The sequence below is a fragment of the Achromobacter sp. UBA5777 genome (assembly GCF_002418565.1).
Taxonomy (GTDB): Bacteria; Pseudomonadota; Gammaproteobacteria; order Burkholderiales; family Burkholderiaceae_B; genus Achromobacter; species Achromobacter animicus.
The window spans coordinates 11,799-30,526 of record NZ_DIEJ01000313.1 but is presented as its reverse complement, the minus strand read 5'-3'; the positions used below and the strand labels follow the sequence as shown (position 1 = coordinate 30,526).

Annotated in this window: 8 protein-coding genes; 4 read left to right on the top strand and 4 right to left on the bottom strand. The window is 62.0% G+C overall.

Going from position 1 to position 18,728, the window contains the following annotated elements; all coding sequences use genetic code 11:
- Position 1: 1 nt before the first annotated feature.
- The 3 genes from B3446_RS26970 to B3446_RS26960 form a co-directional block, all read right to left on the bottom strand.
- Positions 2-9,202, bottom strand: a complete 9,201-nt coding sequence (locus B3446_RS26970) for a hypothetical protein (protein WP_291387094.1) — start codon at positions 9,200-9,202, stop codon at positions 2-4.
- A 552-nt stretch (positions 9,203-9,754) separates the two neighbouring features.
- The gene (locus tag B3446_RS26965; RefSeq protein WP_291387092.1) at positions 9,755-11,368 is read right to left on the bottom strand and encodes an NAD(P)/FAD-dependent oxidoreductase; all 1,614 of its coding nucleotides are present in this window, start codon (positions 11,366-11,368) and stop codon (positions 9,755-9,757) included.
- Between the two features lie 173 nt (positions 11,369-11,541).
- On the bottom strand, positions 11,542-12,633 hold the full coding sequence (locus B3446_RS26960; protein WP_409558255.1) for an MBL fold metallo-hydrolase: 1,092 nt from the start codon (positions 12,631-12,633) through the stop codon (positions 11,542-11,544).
- A gap of 112 nt (positions 12,634-12,745) precedes the next feature.
- Between B3446_RS26960 and B3446_RS26955 the strand changes: the two genes are divergently transcribed.
- A complete protein-coding gene (locus tag B3446_RS26955; RefSeq protein ID WP_291387088.1) occupies positions 12,746-13,390 on the top strand; it encodes a TetR/AcrR family transcriptional regulator in 645 nt (214 codons plus the stop codon).
- A gap of 25 nt (positions 13,391-13,415) precedes the next feature.
- On the opposite strand, the gene B3446_RS26950 is transcribed toward B3446_RS26955, so the two are convergent.
- The gene (locus B3446_RS26950) at positions 13,416-14,207 is read right to left on the bottom strand and encodes an APH(3')-II family aminoglycoside O-phosphotransferase (RefSeq protein ID WP_291387087.1); all 792 of its coding nucleotides are present in this window, start codon (positions 14,205-14,207) and stop codon (positions 13,416-13,418) included.
- Positions 14,208-14,549: 342 nt separating this feature from the next.
- Between B3446_RS26950 and B3446_RS26945 the strand changes: the two genes are divergently transcribed.
- Genes B3446_RS26945 through B3446_RS26935 form a run of 3 tightly spaced genes read left to right on the top strand, consistent with a single transcriptional unit; the run spans position 14,550 to position 18,374 of the window.
- Positions 14,550-15,263, top strand: coding sequence for a gluconate 2-dehydrogenase subunit 3 family protein (locus tag B3446_RS26945; RefSeq protein WP_175121198.1), 714 nt, complete (start codon positions 14,550-14,552; stop codon positions 15,261-15,263).
- Between the two features lie 3 nt (positions 15,264-15,266).
- Positions 15,267-17,042, top strand: coding sequence for a GMC family oxidoreductase (locus tag B3446_RS26940; RefSeq protein WP_191575456.1), 1,776 nt, complete (start codon positions 15,267-15,269; stop codon positions 17,040-17,042).
- 12 nt (positions 17,043-17,054) lie between these two features.
- On the top strand, positions 17,055-18,374 hold the full coding sequence (locus B3446_RS26935; RefSeq protein WP_291387084.1) for a cytochrome c: 1,320 nt from the start codon (positions 17,055-17,057) through the stop codon (positions 18,372-18,374).
- Positions 18,375-18,728: the final 354 nt, after the last annotated feature.

Below are 18,728 nucleotides of genomic sequence, written 5' to 3'. Positions count from 1 at the left end.
GTCAAAAGTCCTCCAGGCGCGAGCCCATTGAAAGGTCGAAATAGCGGGAGTAAGCCGCCCAATCCAGAGTTTGGCAGCGGGTGTCTATCCTTCGTTGAGCTCGCGCTGGCGCAGGAGGCTCTAGGATTGGCTTCGCCCTTGCCAGCGACAGCGGATGCGCCGGGCTATCACTGACAGTTTCGATCGGCATGCCAGAGGTGTCGAGCGAGGCCAGTCGGATCGACTCCATACCCAAAGGCGTGGATTGAGATTTTGCCTTCTCATCTTCCTCTGCGCTGCTGCCGTCGAACTTCAGCTTCACGTCGACGGTCACCTGGTAGTCATAGTCGACGATGCCCATGGAGAAGGAGAAGGCGTAAGTGGCTGAGCCGACCATCTTCCCGTCCTGTTGCGTGGCGTTTACGTATAGGGATGCGCCAAAGTTAAATATCCAGATAGAAGCCGAGCCGCCAACGTAAAAGGTGGCGTAGATTTCGGTGGATGTGCGCGTGCTGCGGATATAGGCGCCGACCATCAGCCGCCCATGGCCCTGCAGTGGTCCGTAGGAGAAGGCTCCTGCGCCGCCGTACTCGAAGGAGGCTTCGAAGCTGACGATGCCCTGGGTGTCGGCCTCTAGCAAGAAGAAGCCGCTACCGCCGTAAGGCGCGATGGCGATGGTGAATGGCGAGTCGCGGCGTGACAGCGAGGCGATAAAGGTGGCCTTCTGGTTGTCGAAGGGCAAACGTGCGGCGGCATTCAGCGACACATTGAAGATTGCCAGATTGCCGATGGTGACCATGCCTAGATTCAACTTATATCCGGTTTCCAGTCCGATGCCGGTGTTCATTGGTTTGAGGTAGAAGCCGCTACCCGCTGGCGAGCCGAAGAGCGGTGTCAACTGCGCTAGATAGTTCAGCTTAGCGCCGAGGGTGAAGCCGCCGTATTGGAGGTCGCAGGTAGTTGCGCCACCGGTGGACGTGAAGCGAATGCCTTTGAAGTGAATGGTGATCGCGTCGAAGTCGCTGAACAGTTGGATGTCGAAGGCACCCAACTCACCCACGGACTCGAACGTCGGTGGGGCCAGCGCGCGTAGGTCGATACGTGATCGGGTGCGCACGGTAAGCGCGCAGCCCTCCTTGGGCTGGAAGACTTTTGGCGGGATCTCCGACGCGCCGGCTTGGATGGTCGTCCGGAAGTCATAGGACAGCGTAGCTGCAGAGGGAATCAGAAGTTTGATCCGTTCTTCGATCTCCTCGCGAATCGCGGAGAAATTGAACAAGCCAACCAGCTTTGCCCGAACTTCTTCCAGAGCGATCCGCTGCATCTGGTTGAGGATGCGCAGGGGAGTGGATTGGCCATTGGACCAGCCCTGGCTAAGGTAAGCCAGGAAACGCATCGCCTGTGCGCGGTGCTGAGCAGGAATAGGCGCACCGCCGTAATTGAGAAGAGCCTGCAGCGATACCAAGTCCCAATGCAGTTGGTCGCGGTCGGGCTGGCTGGCGTCTGTATTTTCTTTGGTCAAAGCGATGTTGGGCGAGAAGACCACCGTGCTGTCGACCTTGACCAGGAGTGCGGGCAGAACCAGTGTCGCAGGGGTTTCCGCCGCTTTTGTGAAGGCGGAGGCGCGCTTTTTTGCCAGTGCCGAATAGTTGGCCTCGTAGAGCGGAAGCACCGGAGCGAAGGCCGCCATCAGGGCCGCCACAGCCTGCTCGCCGGGTTCGGCCAGACTCGCACGCAGGGCGGCCACCTGGTCCGCCAGCAAGCGCTGCATTGCCGTCACCGCCTGTGCGCCTGTCGCCGTCATGGCGCCTTCGGGAACGGGCAATTCCGGAATGAGATTATGCGGCTTTGCGAGCCATTCCGAAGGGTGATGTCTTGCGAGCTGGACGACGTCTCTGATCTTTTGGTCGTAGGTCTGGGCAAGCCGGATCCAGGGCGCGAGTAGTTCCTTCCATACTGCGTCCTGCGTCGCCTGCTGCTCCAAGGCGGTCAGCAGCGTCGAGTTGATGCCCTGGAACCAACGCAAGGTCCGCTCGCACAACGCGAGAATGGGCGATTCGAGGTGCTCGCGGACCTTCGCGGAAATGTCGACGGAGGCAAAGTCGTCAACAATCGTGCGCAAGCTGGCATCGGCGGCCACGCCGACCCGTTCGAGGGAGTGGAAAGCCGCATCGATCTTTTGCAGCGACTCCTGTATGTGGGTTTCGATGAAATCGTCTAGACCCCGGATGGCGAGAGCCATGCCCACGGCGGCGCGATGCAGCTGTATCTGTGCCTCGAGCGCGTCGTGGCCCAACCTAGCAAGCGGCTGGCGCGCCGTGTCGGGCAATGCTGGGTCCGCTACGTGCTTTTCCACCGTCCGCGCGATCTGGAGCATTGCATTGACCAGACTGTGATTCTCGCCGGGCGCTTTCCAGTCTGTTGGAATCTGGAATTTTCCGTCTTTCGGCGGCAGAGTTGGCTGCGGCTCGGCAGCAGCTGTATCTGCGATGCCGTCGATTACGCCTTTCGCTCCGTCCTGCACTGGATGCATGAGCTTGCGGATAAATGTCCTCGCCTGATCTGGCGGTGGAAGTTTAGGCAGACGCGGACCTAGCCATAGCAGCAGGAATTCGTGCAGCGTCTGTGGCACTCGAACAACCAAACCTGCCGTGTCGGCGCGTAGCCGAAACAGAGCATCGCCAACTGCCAGCAGCCGGGCTAGATATGCAACAGTCTTGCCATAACTGGCGCGTGCTAGTGCTGCGGTATTTCGGAGTTCATCTCGGGCGGCGGCTATCTGTTCCTGCGCCTGCTTTAGGTAGGAGACACCGCTGATGATGTTCGTTTCAGCCGATCCAGGCTTACCTAGGGATAGTTCTTCCAGCCGCGTGCGTGCCTTGCCGAGGGCCTGGTCGACTGTAGCCAGGCCTTTGTCGACGATGTCCAGGGCCTGTTGCTGGGCGGGCTTGCGTAGCTCGCCCTTGGTGGTTGTCGGCGCGATGGCTGCGATGATGTCGCTGCGCAGGATGCCGGCCAACGAGCCGGCGGTAGCCTGCAAGTCCTGCATGCTTTGCTCTATGGCCGCAAAGGCTTCCTTGTCTTTGTCCAGGCCGTCCTCTAATTCCTGGAGCTTTGTCTGCGCCGCGCCAAGCGGCGCAACGATGGCGGCTACCAGGGGGGCCTGCAAGTCGACCGATACCAGGTCGCCGTGGATTCGCTGGACACGCTCGATTATCTTTGTATCGAATGCGGCGCTGAAGCTGCCCAACTGGGTGGTCAGATCGGCTAGCTTCTCCTGCACAGCCAATTGCAGGTATTCCAGCGGATTGGTCGCCACTCTTGAGCAGGCATCCATAAGCCGCCGTCCGCATTCGTAGATGCTCGACAGCGACGCGAAGAGTTCGGTATTGTTGGCGCCGGCGGTCGTGGCAAGCGCATCCAGCAAATCATTGAGCGCGGAGTCAACGTCGGGAAACACATCGTGCATGCCGGTGACGACGCCGGGCAGCGAGAGCTTTAGCCGATCTCCGGCTTTTCGCCAATCGTCAACCAGAGCTCTGACGACTTTGTGGAGAGGCTGCACGACTGCGCTATGCAGTCCTTCAATGCCGATATCGTTGCCGCCCAGCCCATACTCCAACGCTTCCTGCAGATGGGGAAGTTCCCGCGTCGCATCCGTAATGTCAAGGCATTTGAGCAGGCTGCCGACGGTGACCAGCCCAAGGATTTTAGTTTGCATTGGGCCGGAGTCGCTAAAGAACGTCTTGAAGGCCTGCTTGGCAAACGCTGGATCAGGCGCGGGCATTTTGGCCTGGCCTCTCAGCCCCTGGATGGGCGGGGACGCCTTAGGTGAAAGCGGGAAGCGGCCCGTCTCCCCGCCGGTCAATGTGTCGATGCTCCCGGCCGGTAAGGGCGTGTTGCCAGTCAGGGGGCCACGCTGGCGCGACAACCCGATCACGTGCCCTGAGGGGCGCAGCACACCGCCGCTGCGGTCTCCAGAGCCGCCCATGTCCATGGTTACCGTATTGACGATGTCCAGGTAGATCTGCAGTGAATCCTCTTCTAGGGTTAGCTTCCTTACTTCGAAGCCATTCTGCACATACCAACCCTCGAACTGAGCAAGCGCAATCTGTGGTGCCCCGCCGGTCAGCCGTTCCACCTGATCGATTCGGATACGGCTGGTTTCGATCGCGGGAAAAAAGGGTGGTTGGTCGGCGCCTTCCAGCAACGGATCGTCGAACTGGCTGACCGGACCTTCCCATTGGTTCTGCGGAAGGCCGCCGACGCCGCCTGTCGCTTTGAGTGTCCAGCACAAGGTCTTGTGCGAAGTGGTTCCGGGCCGGATTTCGTCGCAATAGCGCAGTGTTTCGCCCCGCAGGTCGAGTGTGCGCGGGTGTTTGCGCAGGTCGGGCTGCTCTAGCGTAAATGCAGAATTCGGTTTCCGGTCGAGGTCCGGCGAGGCCAGCTTGTTGTAGTAGGTCGCCAGCCAACTCATCATGTCCGCCCGGTTAGCGGCGACGTTGTCGACAAAAATCAGTTTCGCTCGAGTCGGCGCGCCCTGGATCTGCACGTCGAATATCACGTCGGCGCCTTCGAGGCGAGCGATGCGCGGCCAGAACATCAGGCCAGCCTCTTCCGGACGTAGGCGGCCGGCCGGCGATGGCAAGTAATCGGAGCCGTTCGAGTCGTCGGCGGTTTTCTTTGTGTCCTCCGTCGGATCGACGAGGTCCGGGGTGGTCTCGGTCTGGATGCCCACTACGCCCGCTGGGAACATGCGCCCGCCATTCGGCTGGCCGTAGGCGGGGAAGGACTTATGCCGATTGGCCACGCGGATAAACATGCGCTGGCGCAAGTAGGCGCGAACGGGCCCTCCGCCCTTTGGACTCAGAAAGACCCGCTCGGTTTGCTTGACTAGCGATGCCCGATGGCCGAACGGGAATAGAAAGCCCTTGTAAACCACCTCGGCGAATACGTCGCGGCCGAGTACCGTCCAGTGTTGCCAGCGTTCCACCGACAACGAGTCGAACAGCGGGCCATACACAATGTGCCGCGCCGCTGCAGGTGGGACGAAGTCACTGTCGTGGCGGAGGGTGCCACCCAGGGCAGTCAGCGCGAGCTCCTGTACCTTGAGCGCTCTTGGCCGGTAGACCGCTGTCCCTCCCTGAGCATCGAGTAATCGCCACTCCGGCGGCAGTTCGGCCTGGCTGGAGAAGCGTACCGCCTGCAGTTGACCTGTCTTCTCGCGCCGCCCGCGTACAGGCAGTCCCCAGGCTGAACTGAGCAGCACAATCTCGTGACGATCGTAGGCGTCCATCGTGGAGCGGAATATTGCGTGCTCCGCATATTGGTTTCGAGCTTGTTTGCGTTCGCACAGATAGCGGACCAGGGGATGCAGGTCCTGAGCGGAGCCGGGAGCGACCTCAATCTCCATGGCTCCCGGCTTCTGCACGACCGGAAGATTGCAGATGTCCGTTTCCAACAGCGCGGGCGCACCGGGTGGCCGGGTCACTTCGAAGAGATCGACGATGCTGCTGGTGTTGGGATCGCTTTCCTCGAAGCCGATGGTCCACGGAGCGCGCGGCCCGCGTGGAGGCGCGCCGCCTGTCGGTGCGTGCAGCGCCTTGGGTTTGTCCGAGCTCGGCGCCGCCGCGGCTTTCTGTGCCGTGTACATGGTGCGATCCAGGGCAAATCGGACGAACTCTGGACGCAGGTCGGGCGAGGCGACCGCGCGGACCAGCGGATTGTTCGTCCTGACGTCCAAGGAGGCGGTCCAGAGTGGTACAACCGCATTGCACGCGACAACGGGCCAAGGCACCTTTGCGCGGCGCGTGTTCCACTGTGCCTTCTGCGAGGGCGACAGTATCAGGCGTGCCGGCAGTTCGATGGAAGTCTGCAGATTGGTCGGGATCACCGTGAGCGAAGACTCCACGTCGGATAGCCGCTCTTGCAGGGTGCGCAGGGGTTTGCTACCCCAGTCCCGCATCCGCCCGGGACGCTGGTAGCCGTCGGAAGTTTGGCCGCTGCGTATACCCAGCGATCTAAGCATCGCGACGTCGGCGCTGGTGGAATCGTCCTCGATGCCAGCGGAATCCCCAGCGTTGCGACGGACCAACGCACCGCCATCGTCGAACACGGGCGCCTGTCTGGCGCGTGGAGTTACCGCGAGGTCATAGTGCGCCCAGTCGGTAAGGGCGTCAAAGCTGAAGGGCAATCGGGTGCCCGCTGGGGGGGCAACAGAATGGGCATCGCCCTCTTCCACATCTACGCCGGGGCGGCTGCCGCAATCCACATGGAAAGCCAGGCGAGAACTGCCCGAGAGACGAGCTCGCATGATCGTCGGCGGTGGCTCCGCTGATCGTAACCGTTCTACATAGGCGGCCTTCGCCGCCTCGAAGCGTGAGTTGACCTCCTTTGCGTCTTTGAAATCCAACTTGTATCGGTTGGTGGGACTGAAAAATTCCAGGTCGTCAGCCCGCAGTTGCAAGGGATTTTTTTGGCGGAGCATCCATTCCGAGTAGAAGTCCCGGAAGTAGGCGTAGTCCTGCATAATTGCGCCCGCCATCTGCTCGACCAAGCGAGCCCTGTCCCGGTCGGAGAGCGGGCCGCCGGGATGGTTGAGCGGATCGTCCAGGAGGCCTGCTTCCTGCAGTTTCCTGAGAAGCTTTTGCCATGTGCTGTCTAACTGCGGTTGCGCGCCCTTGAGCAGGTCAATCAGATGGGCAGCCCGATGGAGTGTGGCGTCGAGCGAAGATGCGATGGCGGATCTACTCATTGCGACCTGAACCCGACGTGCAAGCGCTGCGATCTCTGGCCGCAGGCCTACCGCGCCGATGTATATTTTCTCCTCCAGTGGCCAACGTTCCGCTTTCGACACGTCCTGCAATGCCAGAACGGCCTCGAATTCCAGCTTGAACTGCTTCGAGAATGCCTCAAAGGGTTGGTCTTCTTGTCCGCGTGGATCTGTTTGCGCCTGAGTCTTGATTTTCATGTCGGCGTAAGTACTGCGAATGCGGCTTTTGAGCTCGGATAGGGTCTCGGTGTTCCGTGCTTCCCTGACTTCCGCATCGTCGTCGAGTGCTTCGAGCTCGCGCAGCAGTTGGGGTAGGGCCGTGCTGAATTGTCGTGGATTGCCCTGGAGCGGGACATCCACTGCAAAGCACGATGCCTTCAGTGCAACGTCCGGCAGTGGAGCTGGCCCGGGACGGAAGATCGCTTCCTCGAACACATGTTGAGGTGAGAATTCGACCACCAGTACTGGCCGTGAGTCCAAAATGATTGGATGCGTGGCATCGTCCGGATCGTCCGGGACGACCTGCTCACCTAGCGCGCTCGCCGAGCCCACTCGGCCGGGCTCAATGCGCTGCCGTACGCGGCAACTGGCCCGGGTGTCAGTGATCCACGCCTTGCTGCCGCCGATATCAAGGTGGAGTCCGGAGAACAGGAAGGCTAGCCGCGCCAGGTCCCTCGTGCGTGCAAGCTCAATGCGTGCGCGCGTCAGATCGATATGGGCCGTCGGCAGGTCGCCGATCGTTTCGGGCGCGCCGAGCCAGAGGTAACTGCTGGACGCTAGCAGATCTGCGCGGGCTTGGGCAGCGTCGTTGTGGTAAACGGCACGCAAACTGGTCGCAGCGAATCTGAAATCGCTGAATTCGCAGTCAACGGGAGCCAGATCGCAACGGCGCAACAGCAGGGGAACGTCAAGCGACGAAAGGGGGGCCGCGTAGCCAGCGCTGGCCAGGGTCATCAACGTGCGGTGGGTGCGGTCGTTAACCGCGACCGCGCCGGTTTCCGACGCCTCCTGTGTCCGGCCGTGGACGAACAGGCCACCGATACAAGTGGTCAACCACCATGGCTCCGCCCTCAGCCGAGCGGCGAAACGCAGGCCGGGATTTCCGGCCTTGGAACGTTTCAGCACCCCTTCCTCGACCAGCAGAGGACCGAACGCCGGTTTGCCGGGCGCGACGGTCACCCATACTTCCCAGGCGGCTTGGATACTGGAGGCGCCCTCGGGATGTCGGCCGTCCTTGAATGCCCAGTCATGCCGTTCATAGCGCCACTGCGGCGCGGTGAAGCCCGGCTTTTGCGGGACGCCGGTCTGGGCCTGCAGGCTGGCAGGAGCGTCGACCGAAAGGTCTGTTGTTGGCTTTGCCAGCTCAGCTTCGCGCCTGATGATAGAGCGTGCGCTCAGCTTGGCACAGGGAGCTTTTCCCTTGCCCAAATCTACCGCACCCTCTGAGGCCTGCGCCCATGCAAGAAACACCGGGTCCGTCGGTGTGGGTTTCGGTAGCTTGCGACCTGAGACGTCAACCTTGGCCTTTCCCGCATTTCCGGATGGGATGCCATCGCTGGCCTCGTTGACCGGCGGCGATTCTGCGTTGGCTTCCTGATTCAACTCGCACCAGGCCATGCCGAGTCCCCTTGGCGCCGCGAGAGCCCCTTCGGCTAGAAGAATTTGACGCGCAGTATCACTGGACGTTGGCACCAGACGCCAGACTCCATTGGGCTCTAGCACCAAAACGAATTTCCCACCAGTCAACTGCAGGTGGTCGCCGAAAATTTTACGGAGGCTGTCGCGTAAGTCGCCGGCGTCCACCTCGATCTGGAAGCCGGCCAGATCTTCCGGGGAGCCCTCAGGGTACGCCGTGAAATCGAGCTTCGACTGATCTTTTTCCAGGTCGGTCGTGCTGGAAATGTTGCGGAAGTCGAGCTGTTTGCTCCGTTGCCGGCGGCCCCACAGGAATGTCTCCAACTGGACTTTCCAAGTCTTCTCCGGCAGCAGGTGAGTGAAAGTGAACTGATGCGTAGCTTCATCCATTTCTCCGAACCGGGCCTTCACTACGTCGAGTCGGTAGGTGAATGGGCTGGACGACAGCCAACGCAACTGGAATTGCGCTTTGGGCCCAAAGGCCTTGCCAACCAAGCGCCAGGAACGTGCCTTGTCCTTCAGGGTAGAGGCGACGCAGCGCGGCTGGTCGTCGGTCAACGGAGAGGGATCGACTTCCAACTCCGGATACCAAGTAATGATGAGTTCCTGCCGGAGCTTGTCCTCGTCGAACCGGAGGCTGGGCGCGCAAGGGCGGGACTTCTTGATTGCCGCGTCGGCGGTTGGCGCACGCATCAGCAATGGAAGGGCGGAAATACCGGCGACTGCGCCGATGAACGATCTTCGACTGACCTGGAATTGAGATCTGCGATTCCCGACTGGTGCGTAGAACGTGCCGAGTGAGTGCAATTCGTCCATGCCCCCCCCTTGATCGTGAGTGACTATCGATGGGAATCGTTCGGACAGTTTTTTCTAGATGACGGTGGTGTTTTGCAACTCTGAGTGGGAGCTATCTCTTCTTTTTTGCTTTGCAACATCAACAACTGGCCTTTCGTGAGTCACGCCCTCGTCCTAACCGCGGACCGGGCCTGATGGCCCTAGTCCTTGGCGAGTCCGAATTCCATGATATCCATGGGCTTTGGGCTTCACCTCTGCTCGAATTGATGATGCGAAGTTGAAGGTTTTGTGCTAAAAGCGCTGCCGCGCCGGCCCGCGATTAAGACTTGCGAGATTGACGAGCAGGACTGCCGGCATTTCCGGCGCAAAGCACGACAAGTCGGCGATGCGCCGATCGCCAAGCCGGTCATCTAAGAGATCATGCCGCGTGCCCTGAAGGCCATGCCGATGTAAAAGGCAGGCCCGTGGTGGTACGTCTCGCCGCGAGTTGTTAGCGCCATTCTGGAATGGGCCTGAACGGGCCGAACCCACGCTTGCGGCGATGGCTCCGTGGGGTCCATCGCCGATCCTGCCTTACCCCTGCCTACCCATGATGCTCAGCGCCACGGCCTCGGCAATCTTGATCCCGTCCACCCCCGCCGACAAAATCCCGCCCGCATAACCCGCACCTTCGCCAGCCGGAAACAAGCCCTGCGTGTTGATGCTCTCCAGCGTCTCGTTATCCCGCTTGATGCGAATCGGCGAAGACGTCCGCGTCTCCACGCCGGTCAGCACGGCATCGGGCATGTTGAAGCCCTTGATGGTCTTGTCGAACGCCGGCAATGCTTCGCGAATCGCAGTGATCGCGAAGTCGGGCAGGGCGGTAGCCAGGTCGGTCAGGTGGACGCCCGGCGTGTACGACGGCTGCACCGCGCCGAATTCAGTCGACGCCTTGCCTTGAAGAAAATCGCCAACCAACTGCCCCGGCGCGCTGTAATCACGGCCGCCCAATTCGAAAGCCTGCGATTCCCACTTACGCTGGAAGTCGACGCCCGCCAGGACGTGCTCGGGGTAGTCAACTTCCGGCGAAATCCCCACGACGATGCCCGCATTCGCATTGCGTTCGTTGCGCGAATACTGGCTCATCCCGTTGGTGACGACGCGGTTGGGTTCAGACGTAGCCGCGACGACCGTGCCGCCCGGGCACATACAGAAGCTGTAGACCGAGCGGCCGTTGCTGGCGTGGTGCACCAGCTTGTAATCCGCGGCGCCCAGGATCGGATTGCCAGCGTTGGGGCCGAAGCGCGCCCGGTCGATGAGGGATTGCGGGTGTTCGATCCGGAAGCCGATGGAAAAGGGCTTGGCTTCCATGAAGACGCCCTGGTCGCGCAGCATCTGGAAGGTGTCACGCGCGCTGTGGCCGATGGCGAGGACGACGTGGTCGGCTTCGATGTGTTCGCCGTTTGAAAGCGTGACGCCGGTGACCTTGCCGTTTTCGCGGTGCAGCGTTTCAACCCGGCTGGAAAAGCGGACTTCGCCGCCCAGCTTGGTGATGGTGTCGCGCATGACTTCGACCATGCCGACCAGGCGGAACGTGCCGATGTGAGGCTTGCTGACGTAAAGGATTTCTTCGGGCGCGCCGGCCAGGACGAATTCTTTCAAGACCTTTTCGCCGTAGTGCTTGGGGTCTTTGATCTGGCTGTAGAGCTTGCCGTCGGAGAACGTGCCGGCGCCGCCTTCGCCGAACTGGACGTTGGAGTCCGGGTTCAGGATGCGCTTGCGCCACAGACCCCAGGTGTCCTTGGTGCGTTCGCGCACGGCCTTGCCGCGTTCCAAGATGATGGGCTTGAAGCCCATTTGCGCCAGCACGAGCCCGGCAAACAGGCCACAGGGGCCGGTGCCGATGACGATGGGGCGCTTGCTCAGCGTGGCGGGCGCCTGGGCGACGAATTTGTATTCGGTGTCCGGAGACGGCTTGACGTTGCGGTCGTCGTGAAAGCGTTTGAGGATCGCGGCTTCGTTGGCGACGTCGACATCCAGCGCGTAGATGAGCAGGATGTTGTGCTTTTTGCGCGCGTCGTAGCTGCGCAGGAAGATGGTGAAGCCGTTCAGGTCGCTGGCCGGAATGCCCAGTTTCTTGAGGATTGCCGCGGGCAGTTCCTCGGGCGTGTGGTTCAACGGCAGCTTGATTTCAGACAGACGCAACATGCTAGGGGGTCCAGACAGAGGGGCGATCACAACGTCGCCAAACGCGGATTGTACTGGACGGGACACGGCTTTCGCCGGCGGTTTGAGCGGGCGGGACGCTCGGTAGAGACGCCCGTTGAGGGTCGCCGGTCAGGGTCGCCGGTCAGGATCGCCCGGGCGAGCGGCGGGGGACGCTAGGCCAAAGGCGTCCCACCCAAAAGCACGCCCGTCGAGCGTCCCGCATCGCCCTCGCGCCACCATAACGTGCCCGCCTCCGGCGCGTCGATGTCCACGCGCTGCCCCATCATGGGCGTCGCCAGGCTCACCGCATGTTCTTGCGCCAGCGCGACGATCCGCTCGAACGGCTGCTCCCACGGATGCAGCGCCAGGTCGAACGTGCCGTTGTGGATTGGCAGCAGCCAGCGGCCGCGCAGATCCAGGTGCGCCTGAAGGGTTTCTTCGGGCTGCATGTGGACGAAGGCCCAGCGCTCGTCGTACGCGCCGGTTTCCATCAGGGTTAGGTCGAAGGGGCCGTAAGCGTCGCCGATGGCCTTGAAGCCGTCGAAGTAGCCGGTGTCGCCGCTGAAAAAGACGCGCAGGTCGGCGTCCTGGATGACCCACGACGCCCACAGGCTGCGGTCGCTGTCGGTGAGGCCGCGACCGGAGAAGTGCTGGGCAGGCGTGGCGGTCAGGCGCAGGCCGTCGACGTCGGTGGATTGCCACCAGTCCAGTTGTTCGACGCGGGCGGGGTCGATGCCCCAGGCCACCAGTTGGTCGCCAACGCCCAGCGGCGCGATGAAGCGGGCGGTCTTGTCCGCAAGCTTTGCGATGGCGGCGCGGTCCAGATGGTCGTAATGGTTGTGGGACAGGATGACGCCGGCAATCGGGGGAAGGTCTTCGATGCTGATGGGTGGCGCGTGAAAGCGGGCGGGGCCGGCCCATTGGACGGGCGAAGCGCGCTCCGAGAAGACCGGGTCGGTCAGCCAGAAGCGGCCGCGCAATTTCATGAGGATGGTGGAATGTCCAAGCCGGTAAAGGCTGCGGTCCGGGGCGGCTTCCAGGGCTGCGCGGTCCAGCGCGCGCACCGGGATGGTGATGTCGGGAACCGTGCCGCGGGGCTTGGCAAAGAGGACGGTCCAGGCGAGCTTGACGCCTTTCCAGAAGCCCATGGCCGGGCGCGGCCGAGGATTGCTGAAGCGTCCGTCGCGCTGTTGGGGGGATTGCGGATAAAGGGGCAAGGCGCGGCGGTTGCAGGCGGTGAGAACGGTCACGGCGGGTTTTCCCATGAGATTCAGAAGATGGCGCGATGGCGGCAAACCGCTCGCGCCAAAAAAATTACACTGCACAGTGTAGTTTCCAGAATCGGAAAAGTACACCGTCCGGTGTAGAATTTCGCCCATGTCGACGAAAGCTCCCGAATCCGCCAAGGAACGCCCGCCCAAACGCCTGACCGACCGCAAGCGCGAGGACATCGTGCGCGCGGCGGTGGAGGAATTTCGCACAGCGGGGTTCGAGGCCACCAGCATGGACCGCATCGCCCAGGCCGCTGGCGTGTCCAAGCGTACGGTCTACAACCATTTCCCCAGCAAGGAAGCGCTGTTCGCGCTGATGCTGGAGCAGTTGTGGGCCAGCAGTGCAGCCAGCGTGGACATGGCTTACCGCCCCGATCTTCCGCTGGCGCAGCAATTGCGGCAGTTGTTGATGCAGAAGCTGGAGTTGCTGGGCGACGCCAGCTTTATTGATCTGGCGCGGGTCGCCATGGCGGAGATCATCCATTCACCGGATCGCGCGCAGGACATTGTTTGCCGGATGGACGAGAAGGGCAGTGGGGTGACGGCGTGGATTCAGGCGGCGATTGCGGACGGGCGCCTGAAAGCAGTTGACCCGGGGTTTGCGGGCCACCAATTGGAAGGGCTGGTGAAGAGCTTTGCGTTCTGGCCGCAGGTCACGCTAGGGCAGCCACCGCTGAAAAAGGCGGAGCGCGAGCGCGTGGCGGATTCAGCGGTTGGGATGTTTTTGGGGTATTACGGCCGAGGCGCGTAGCCCGCCGCGCGTCCGCGCCTAACTCTCAGAAGAACTCGTCCAGCAGGCAGTAAAACGCAAGACGGCGGTCGTCCGGTTCGACGCCATAGCCGCGAAAGAACGGTTCGATCCACTCGCGTCCCAGGTTGCGTTCGATGCTGCGCGCAGCCAGCGCAAGATCCTGGTGGCGGTCGCTTACACCGAGGCGGCCGCAGTCGATGTAGCCGGTGAACACGCCGCCATCGGCCATGAAGTTGGGCAGGCACGCATCGCCATGCGCCACGACGAGATCGTGCGTGGTGGGCCGCGTCGCCAGCAGTTCCGCAAACGCGTCTTCTGCGGTGCGTCCAATTCTCTCGTCATCGAAATCCGATTCGTCCACCAGGCCGGCACCCAGCGCCCGTCTGGCCTCGGCGATACGCGGTTCAAGTGTGTGATCGAAAGGGCATTGGTCGATGGGAATCCGGTGCAGACGATGCAGCGCATCGGCCATGATGGCGATCACCTGCGCAGGTGGCAGACCCGCGCTGGCCAGATCCTGGCCAGCTACTGCACTCATCAGCAGCCAATGCCGCGTGGGTGTGGCGACCGCGTCGATCACGGTGGGGCACGGCAGGCCGTGCGCGGCCATCCATCGCAGGCGCTCGATTTCGTCTGGCAGTTCGGGCTGCGTGCCCGTGTGCTCGGATTTGAGATAGCGATCAGGCTGATTCGCGCTGCGAATGCGATAGACGTCCGCGCGCGATTCACCGATGGATTGCTGCTCGAGGCGCGCTCCGGCAAGGCGCGGTTGCCACTGCAACGGAAGGCTGTCGTGAATGCTGTATTGAGCGTGCATGGGGTTCATTTCATGGATTGCGCGCGGTACACCACGCGTCTGCGGGCCGCATGAATCAAGGGTTTTCGTTCACCTTGCTGTCAGAAAGCGCGGCATTTCTATGGTTCTTACGTTGTCCTTAATGCAAAAGACTTTCCCACGTCAAGAAATTCCATCTGATACGGTCGAATGAGCAGATCAGAAGCGCATAATGCCGACACCTGCTCTTACGTCCCTTTTCAAAGAGCAGTGTTGATTTTGAGCAAGAAAAGAGCGTGTTGTCACTAGCTCGGGCAGTTCGTGTTTCCAGGTTTCATGTTCGGTAGCGCGCTAGGACAACTTGGAGTATTCACGGAGATGTCCATGACTGATGACGCACAGCCGCGCCGGCGGTTTCTGCAAACGATGGCCATTGTGCCAGCGTCGACGCTGGCGATCGGCGGCCTGACCGTCGGCTGTACCAACGCCGCCGACGGCAATGCCGCAAAAGCGGCCAAGCCCTACGAGCCCACCTATTTCACCAAGGCCGAATGGGCCTTCATCGTTGCCGCGGTGGATCATCTGATTCCCGCCGACGAGTACGGCCCTGGCGCCATTGTGGCCGGTGTGCCCGAGTTCATCGACCGTCAAATGGAAACGCCTTTCGGCCACGGCAAGCTGTGGTACATGGATGGGCCATTCCACACCGACCAGGTGCCGGAACTGGGTTATCAGCTCGACCAGAATCCCCGCCAGGTCTATCGCAATGGCATCGAGGCCTGTGATGCCTGGTGCGTGAAGACGCACGGCAAGGCGTACGCCGAACTGGACAAGGCCTTGCAGGAACAGATCCTGAAGGATCTGCAGTCGGGCAAGATCGCCTTCGAATCCGTGCCGTCCAAGACGTTCTTCAGTTTCCTCTTGGCCAACACCAAGGAAGGTTTCTTTGCCGATCCGATCTACGGCGGCAACAAGAACATGGTGGGCTGGAAGATGGTGGGCTTTCCCGGCGCGCGCGCCGATTTCATGGACTGGGTCGACCAGCCCAACGTGAAGTATCCCTATGGCCCCGTGTCGATTTCTGGGGAGAAGGGTTAAATCATGGCGATCAAGAAAGACAAAGTTGATGCGGTACTGGTCGGATTCGGCTGGACCGGCGCGATCCTGGGTCAGGAACTGACCGAAGCGGGCTTGCAGGTGCTGGCGCTGGAGCGCGGCGGCATGCAGGACACGCCCAAGGACGCGGAATACCCCAAGGTGATTGACGAGCTGAAGTATTCGGTGCGCGGTTATCTGTTCCAGGACCTGTCCAAGGAAACCGTGACGATCCGCCACGGCGTGGATGACGTGGCCGTGCCGTACCGCCAGAACGGTTCGTTCCTGTTGGGCACGGGCGTGGGGGGCGCGGGCTTTCACTGGAACGGCATGCACTACCGCGTGCTGCCCGAAGAACTGGAACTGCGCACGCGCTATGAAACGCGCTATGGCAAGAAGTTCATTCCGGAAGGCATGACGATCCAGGACTTCGGCGTGACCTACGACGAACTGGAACCGTACTTCTCGAAGTTCGAATACGTGTGCGGCACGTCGGGCAAGGCCGGCAACCTGAACGGCAAGATCGTCGAAGGCGGCAACCCGCTGGAAGGCAAGCGCAGCAAGGAATTCCCGCTGCCGCCGCTGGCCACGACCTACGGCGCATCGCTGTTCGACAAGGCTGCGCGCGAAGTCGGCTTCAATCCGTATCCCACGCCGGCCGCCAACGCGTCCGGCCCCTACACCAACCCGTACGGCGTGCGCCTTGGCCCCTGCAATTTCTGTGGCTTCTGCGAGAACTACGGCTGCTACATGTATTCGAAGGCCTCGCCGCAGACCACGATTCTGCCGGTGCTGCTGAAGAAGCCGAATTTCGAGCTGCGCACGCGTTCGCAGGTCATCAAGGTCAATCTGGATTCGACCGGTAAGAAGGCCGTGGGCGTGACGTACATCGATGCGGACGGCAACGAGATCGATCAGCCCGCGGATCTGGTGATCCTGTCGGCGTATCAGATGCACAACGTGCGTCTGCTGCTGCTGTCAGGCATCGGCAAGCCGTATGACCCGAAGACCAACGAGGGTGTGGTCGGCAAGAACTACGCCTACCAGATGAACGGCGCGGTCAACGTTCTGCTGCCCAAGGGCACGCAACTGAACCCGTTCGTCGGCACCGGCGCGGGCGGCGTGGGCATGGACGACCTGAACGGCGACCAGTTCGACCACGGTCCGCTGGGCTTTGTGGGCGGCGCCAGCATTCGTCACGTGCGCTACGGCGGCCGTCCGATCAAGCAGACGCCGACGACGCCGGGCACCGCGACGTGGGGCACGGCCTGGAAGGCGGGCGTGCAGGACGCTTATCAGCGCTTCATGACGATCGGCATTTCCGGTTCGGTGATGTCGTACCGCGATGCCTACCTGTCGCTTGATCCGACCTACAAGGACGCCTACGGACAGCCGCTGCTGCGCATGACGTTCGACTGGCACGACAACGAGTTCGACATGCTGGGCTACATGGGCAAGCGCATGGAGACCGTGGCCAAGGCGATGAATCCTGAAAAGCACTTCGTGGCCGTGCGCAAGAAGGGCGCGCGCTACGACACGCGCGTCTACCAGAGCACGCACAACACGGGCGGCGCCATCATGGGCTCCAACCCCAAGGAAAGCGTGGTCAACAAGTACCTGCAGAGCTGGGACGTGCCGAACGTGTTCGTGATGGGCGCCTGCGTGTTCCCGCAGAACATGGGCTACAACCCGACCGGCCTGGTCGGCGCGCTGGCCTACTGGTCTGCCCAGGCGATCCGCGAGCAGTACCTGAAGAACCCCGGCCCGCTGGTCCAGGCTTAAGGAGACGGAACAATGATCAAGCACACCATTGTTGCGGCCTTCTCGGCTCTCGTTGCCAGCGCCGCGTTCGCGGCCGACGGCACGCCGGCGTCCAGCGACGCGCAGATGATCAAGCAGGGCGAGTACCTGTCGCGCGCCGGCGACTGTATCGCCTGCCATACGGCCTCGGGCGGCAAGCCCTTTGCCGGCGGCCTGGGCATCGATTCGCCGCTGGGCATGATCTATTCGACGAACATCACGCCGGATAAGGAAACGGGCATCGGCAATTATTCGTACGAGGACTTCGACCGGGCCGTGCGCCACGGCGTGGCCAAGGACGGACATTCGCTGTACCCGGCCATGCCTTACACCGCCTACGCCAAGGTCACGCCGGAGGATGTGAAGGCCCTGTATGCCTACTTCATGCACGGCGTCGAGCCGGTGAAGCAGGAAAATAAGGACACCGACATCGTCTGGCCGATGTCGATGCGCTGGCCGCTGACGGTGTGGCGCTGGATGTTCGCGCCGGATGTCGCGACGGCGCCGGTCACGGTGAACACGGGCGGCGCGGACAAGCAGGCGCTGCTGCGCGGCCAGTACCTTGTTGAAGGCCTGGGCCATTGCAGCACCTGCCACACGCCGCGCGGCGTGGCGTTGCAGGAAAAGGCGCTGACCGACGCGGACGGCTCGGCCTTCCTGTCGGGCGGCGTGGTCGAAGGCTGGCTGGCCAAGAACCTGCGCGGCGACGCAACCGACGGCCTGGGCGCCTGGAGCAAGGAAGACATCACGGCTTTCCTCAAGTCCGGCCGCAACGGGCATTCGGCAGCGTTCGGCGGCATGGCGCAAGTGGTCGAGGAAAGCACGCAGCACCTGACCGACGACGACCTGAACGCCATCGCGGTCTACCTGAAGAGTCTGCCGCCGGTGAACAAGGACGCCACCAAGCCGCTGGCCTATGACGAGTCCGTGGCGAATGCGCTGCGCACCGGCAAGGACAAGAGCGACGGCGCCATGGCTTTCCTGAACAACTGCGCGGCTTGCCATCGCAGCACGGGCAAGGGCTATACCGAGACCTTCCCGCAGCTCGCGTTGAGCTCGACGGTCAACTCGGCCGATCCGGCCTCGTTGATCCACATCGTGCTCAAGGGCGCGCAGATGCCGGGCACGGCGTCGGCCCCGACCGCGTACGCGATGCCGGGCTTTGACTGGCGCATGACCGACAAGGAAGTCGCTGATGTGGTGAGTTTCGTGCGGTCGAGCTGGGGCAACAAGGGCGCGGCAGTCAGCGCGTCCGACGTGGCCAAGGTGCGTAAGGACATCGGCGCGGCGCCGCAGCCGGTGCGCGCGCAGTGATGTGACGATGTCGTGATCGACGGTCCCGCCGCTTTGCCGGCGGGATGGCAAACGGCGCCGGAGAGCCTGAGGCTTTTCGGCGCCGTTTTTCATGCGGGGGTTTCATGTGAGGCTTCGATGCGGGGCTTCCATGCGGGGCTCAAATGCAGGGCCTACATGCAGGGGGCTTTGCCCGCAGCTTTCATGCGCGTCTTTTTATGCGATGACGGATGCGAGGTTTGACAAGCCGCGGACATCGGTGCAAGCTGCGCAACATGTCCCTGACGCACGCACCTTTCGCCCTGATTATTGCCACCATCGGTTTGATGGTGGGTTAGCGCGTTTACCGGACATCGCTACACAAACCCGCCACGA

Excerpts from the sequence above, each read along its gene's own strand:
- B3446_RS26960 (WP_409558255.1), bottom strand. The coding sequence starts at position 12,633 with ATGGGAAAACCCGCCGTGACCGTTCTCACCGCCTGCAACCGCCGCGCC.
- B3446_RS26940 (WP_191575456.1), top strand. The coding sequence starts at position 15,267 with ATGGCGATCAAGAAAGACAAAGTTGATGCGGTACTGGTCGGATTCGGC.
- B3446_RS26955 (WP_291387088.1), top strand. The coding sequence starts at position 12,746 with ATGTCGACGAAAGCTCCCGAATCCGCCAAGGAACGCCCGCCCAAACGC.
- B3446_RS26935 (WP_291387084.1), top strand. The coding sequence starts at position 17,055 with ATGATCAAGCACACCATTGTTGCGGCCTTCTCGGCTCTCGTTGCCAGC.
- B3446_RS26945 (WP_175121198.1), top strand. The coding sequence starts at position 14,550 with ATGACTGATGACGCACAGCCGCGCCGGCGGTTTCTGCAAACGATGGCC.
- B3446_RS26965 (WP_291387092.1), bottom strand. The coding sequence starts at position 11,368 with ATGTTGCGTCTGTCTGAAATCAAGCTGCCGTTGAACCACACGCCCGAG.
- B3446_RS26970 (WP_291387094.1), bottom strand. The coding sequence starts at position 9,202 with ATGGACGAATTGCACTCACTCGGCACGTTCTACGCACCAGTCGGGAAT.
- B3446_RS26950 (WP_291387087.1), bottom strand. The coding sequence starts at position 14,207 with ATGCACGCTCAATACAGCATTCACGACAGCCTTCCGTTGCAGTGGCAA.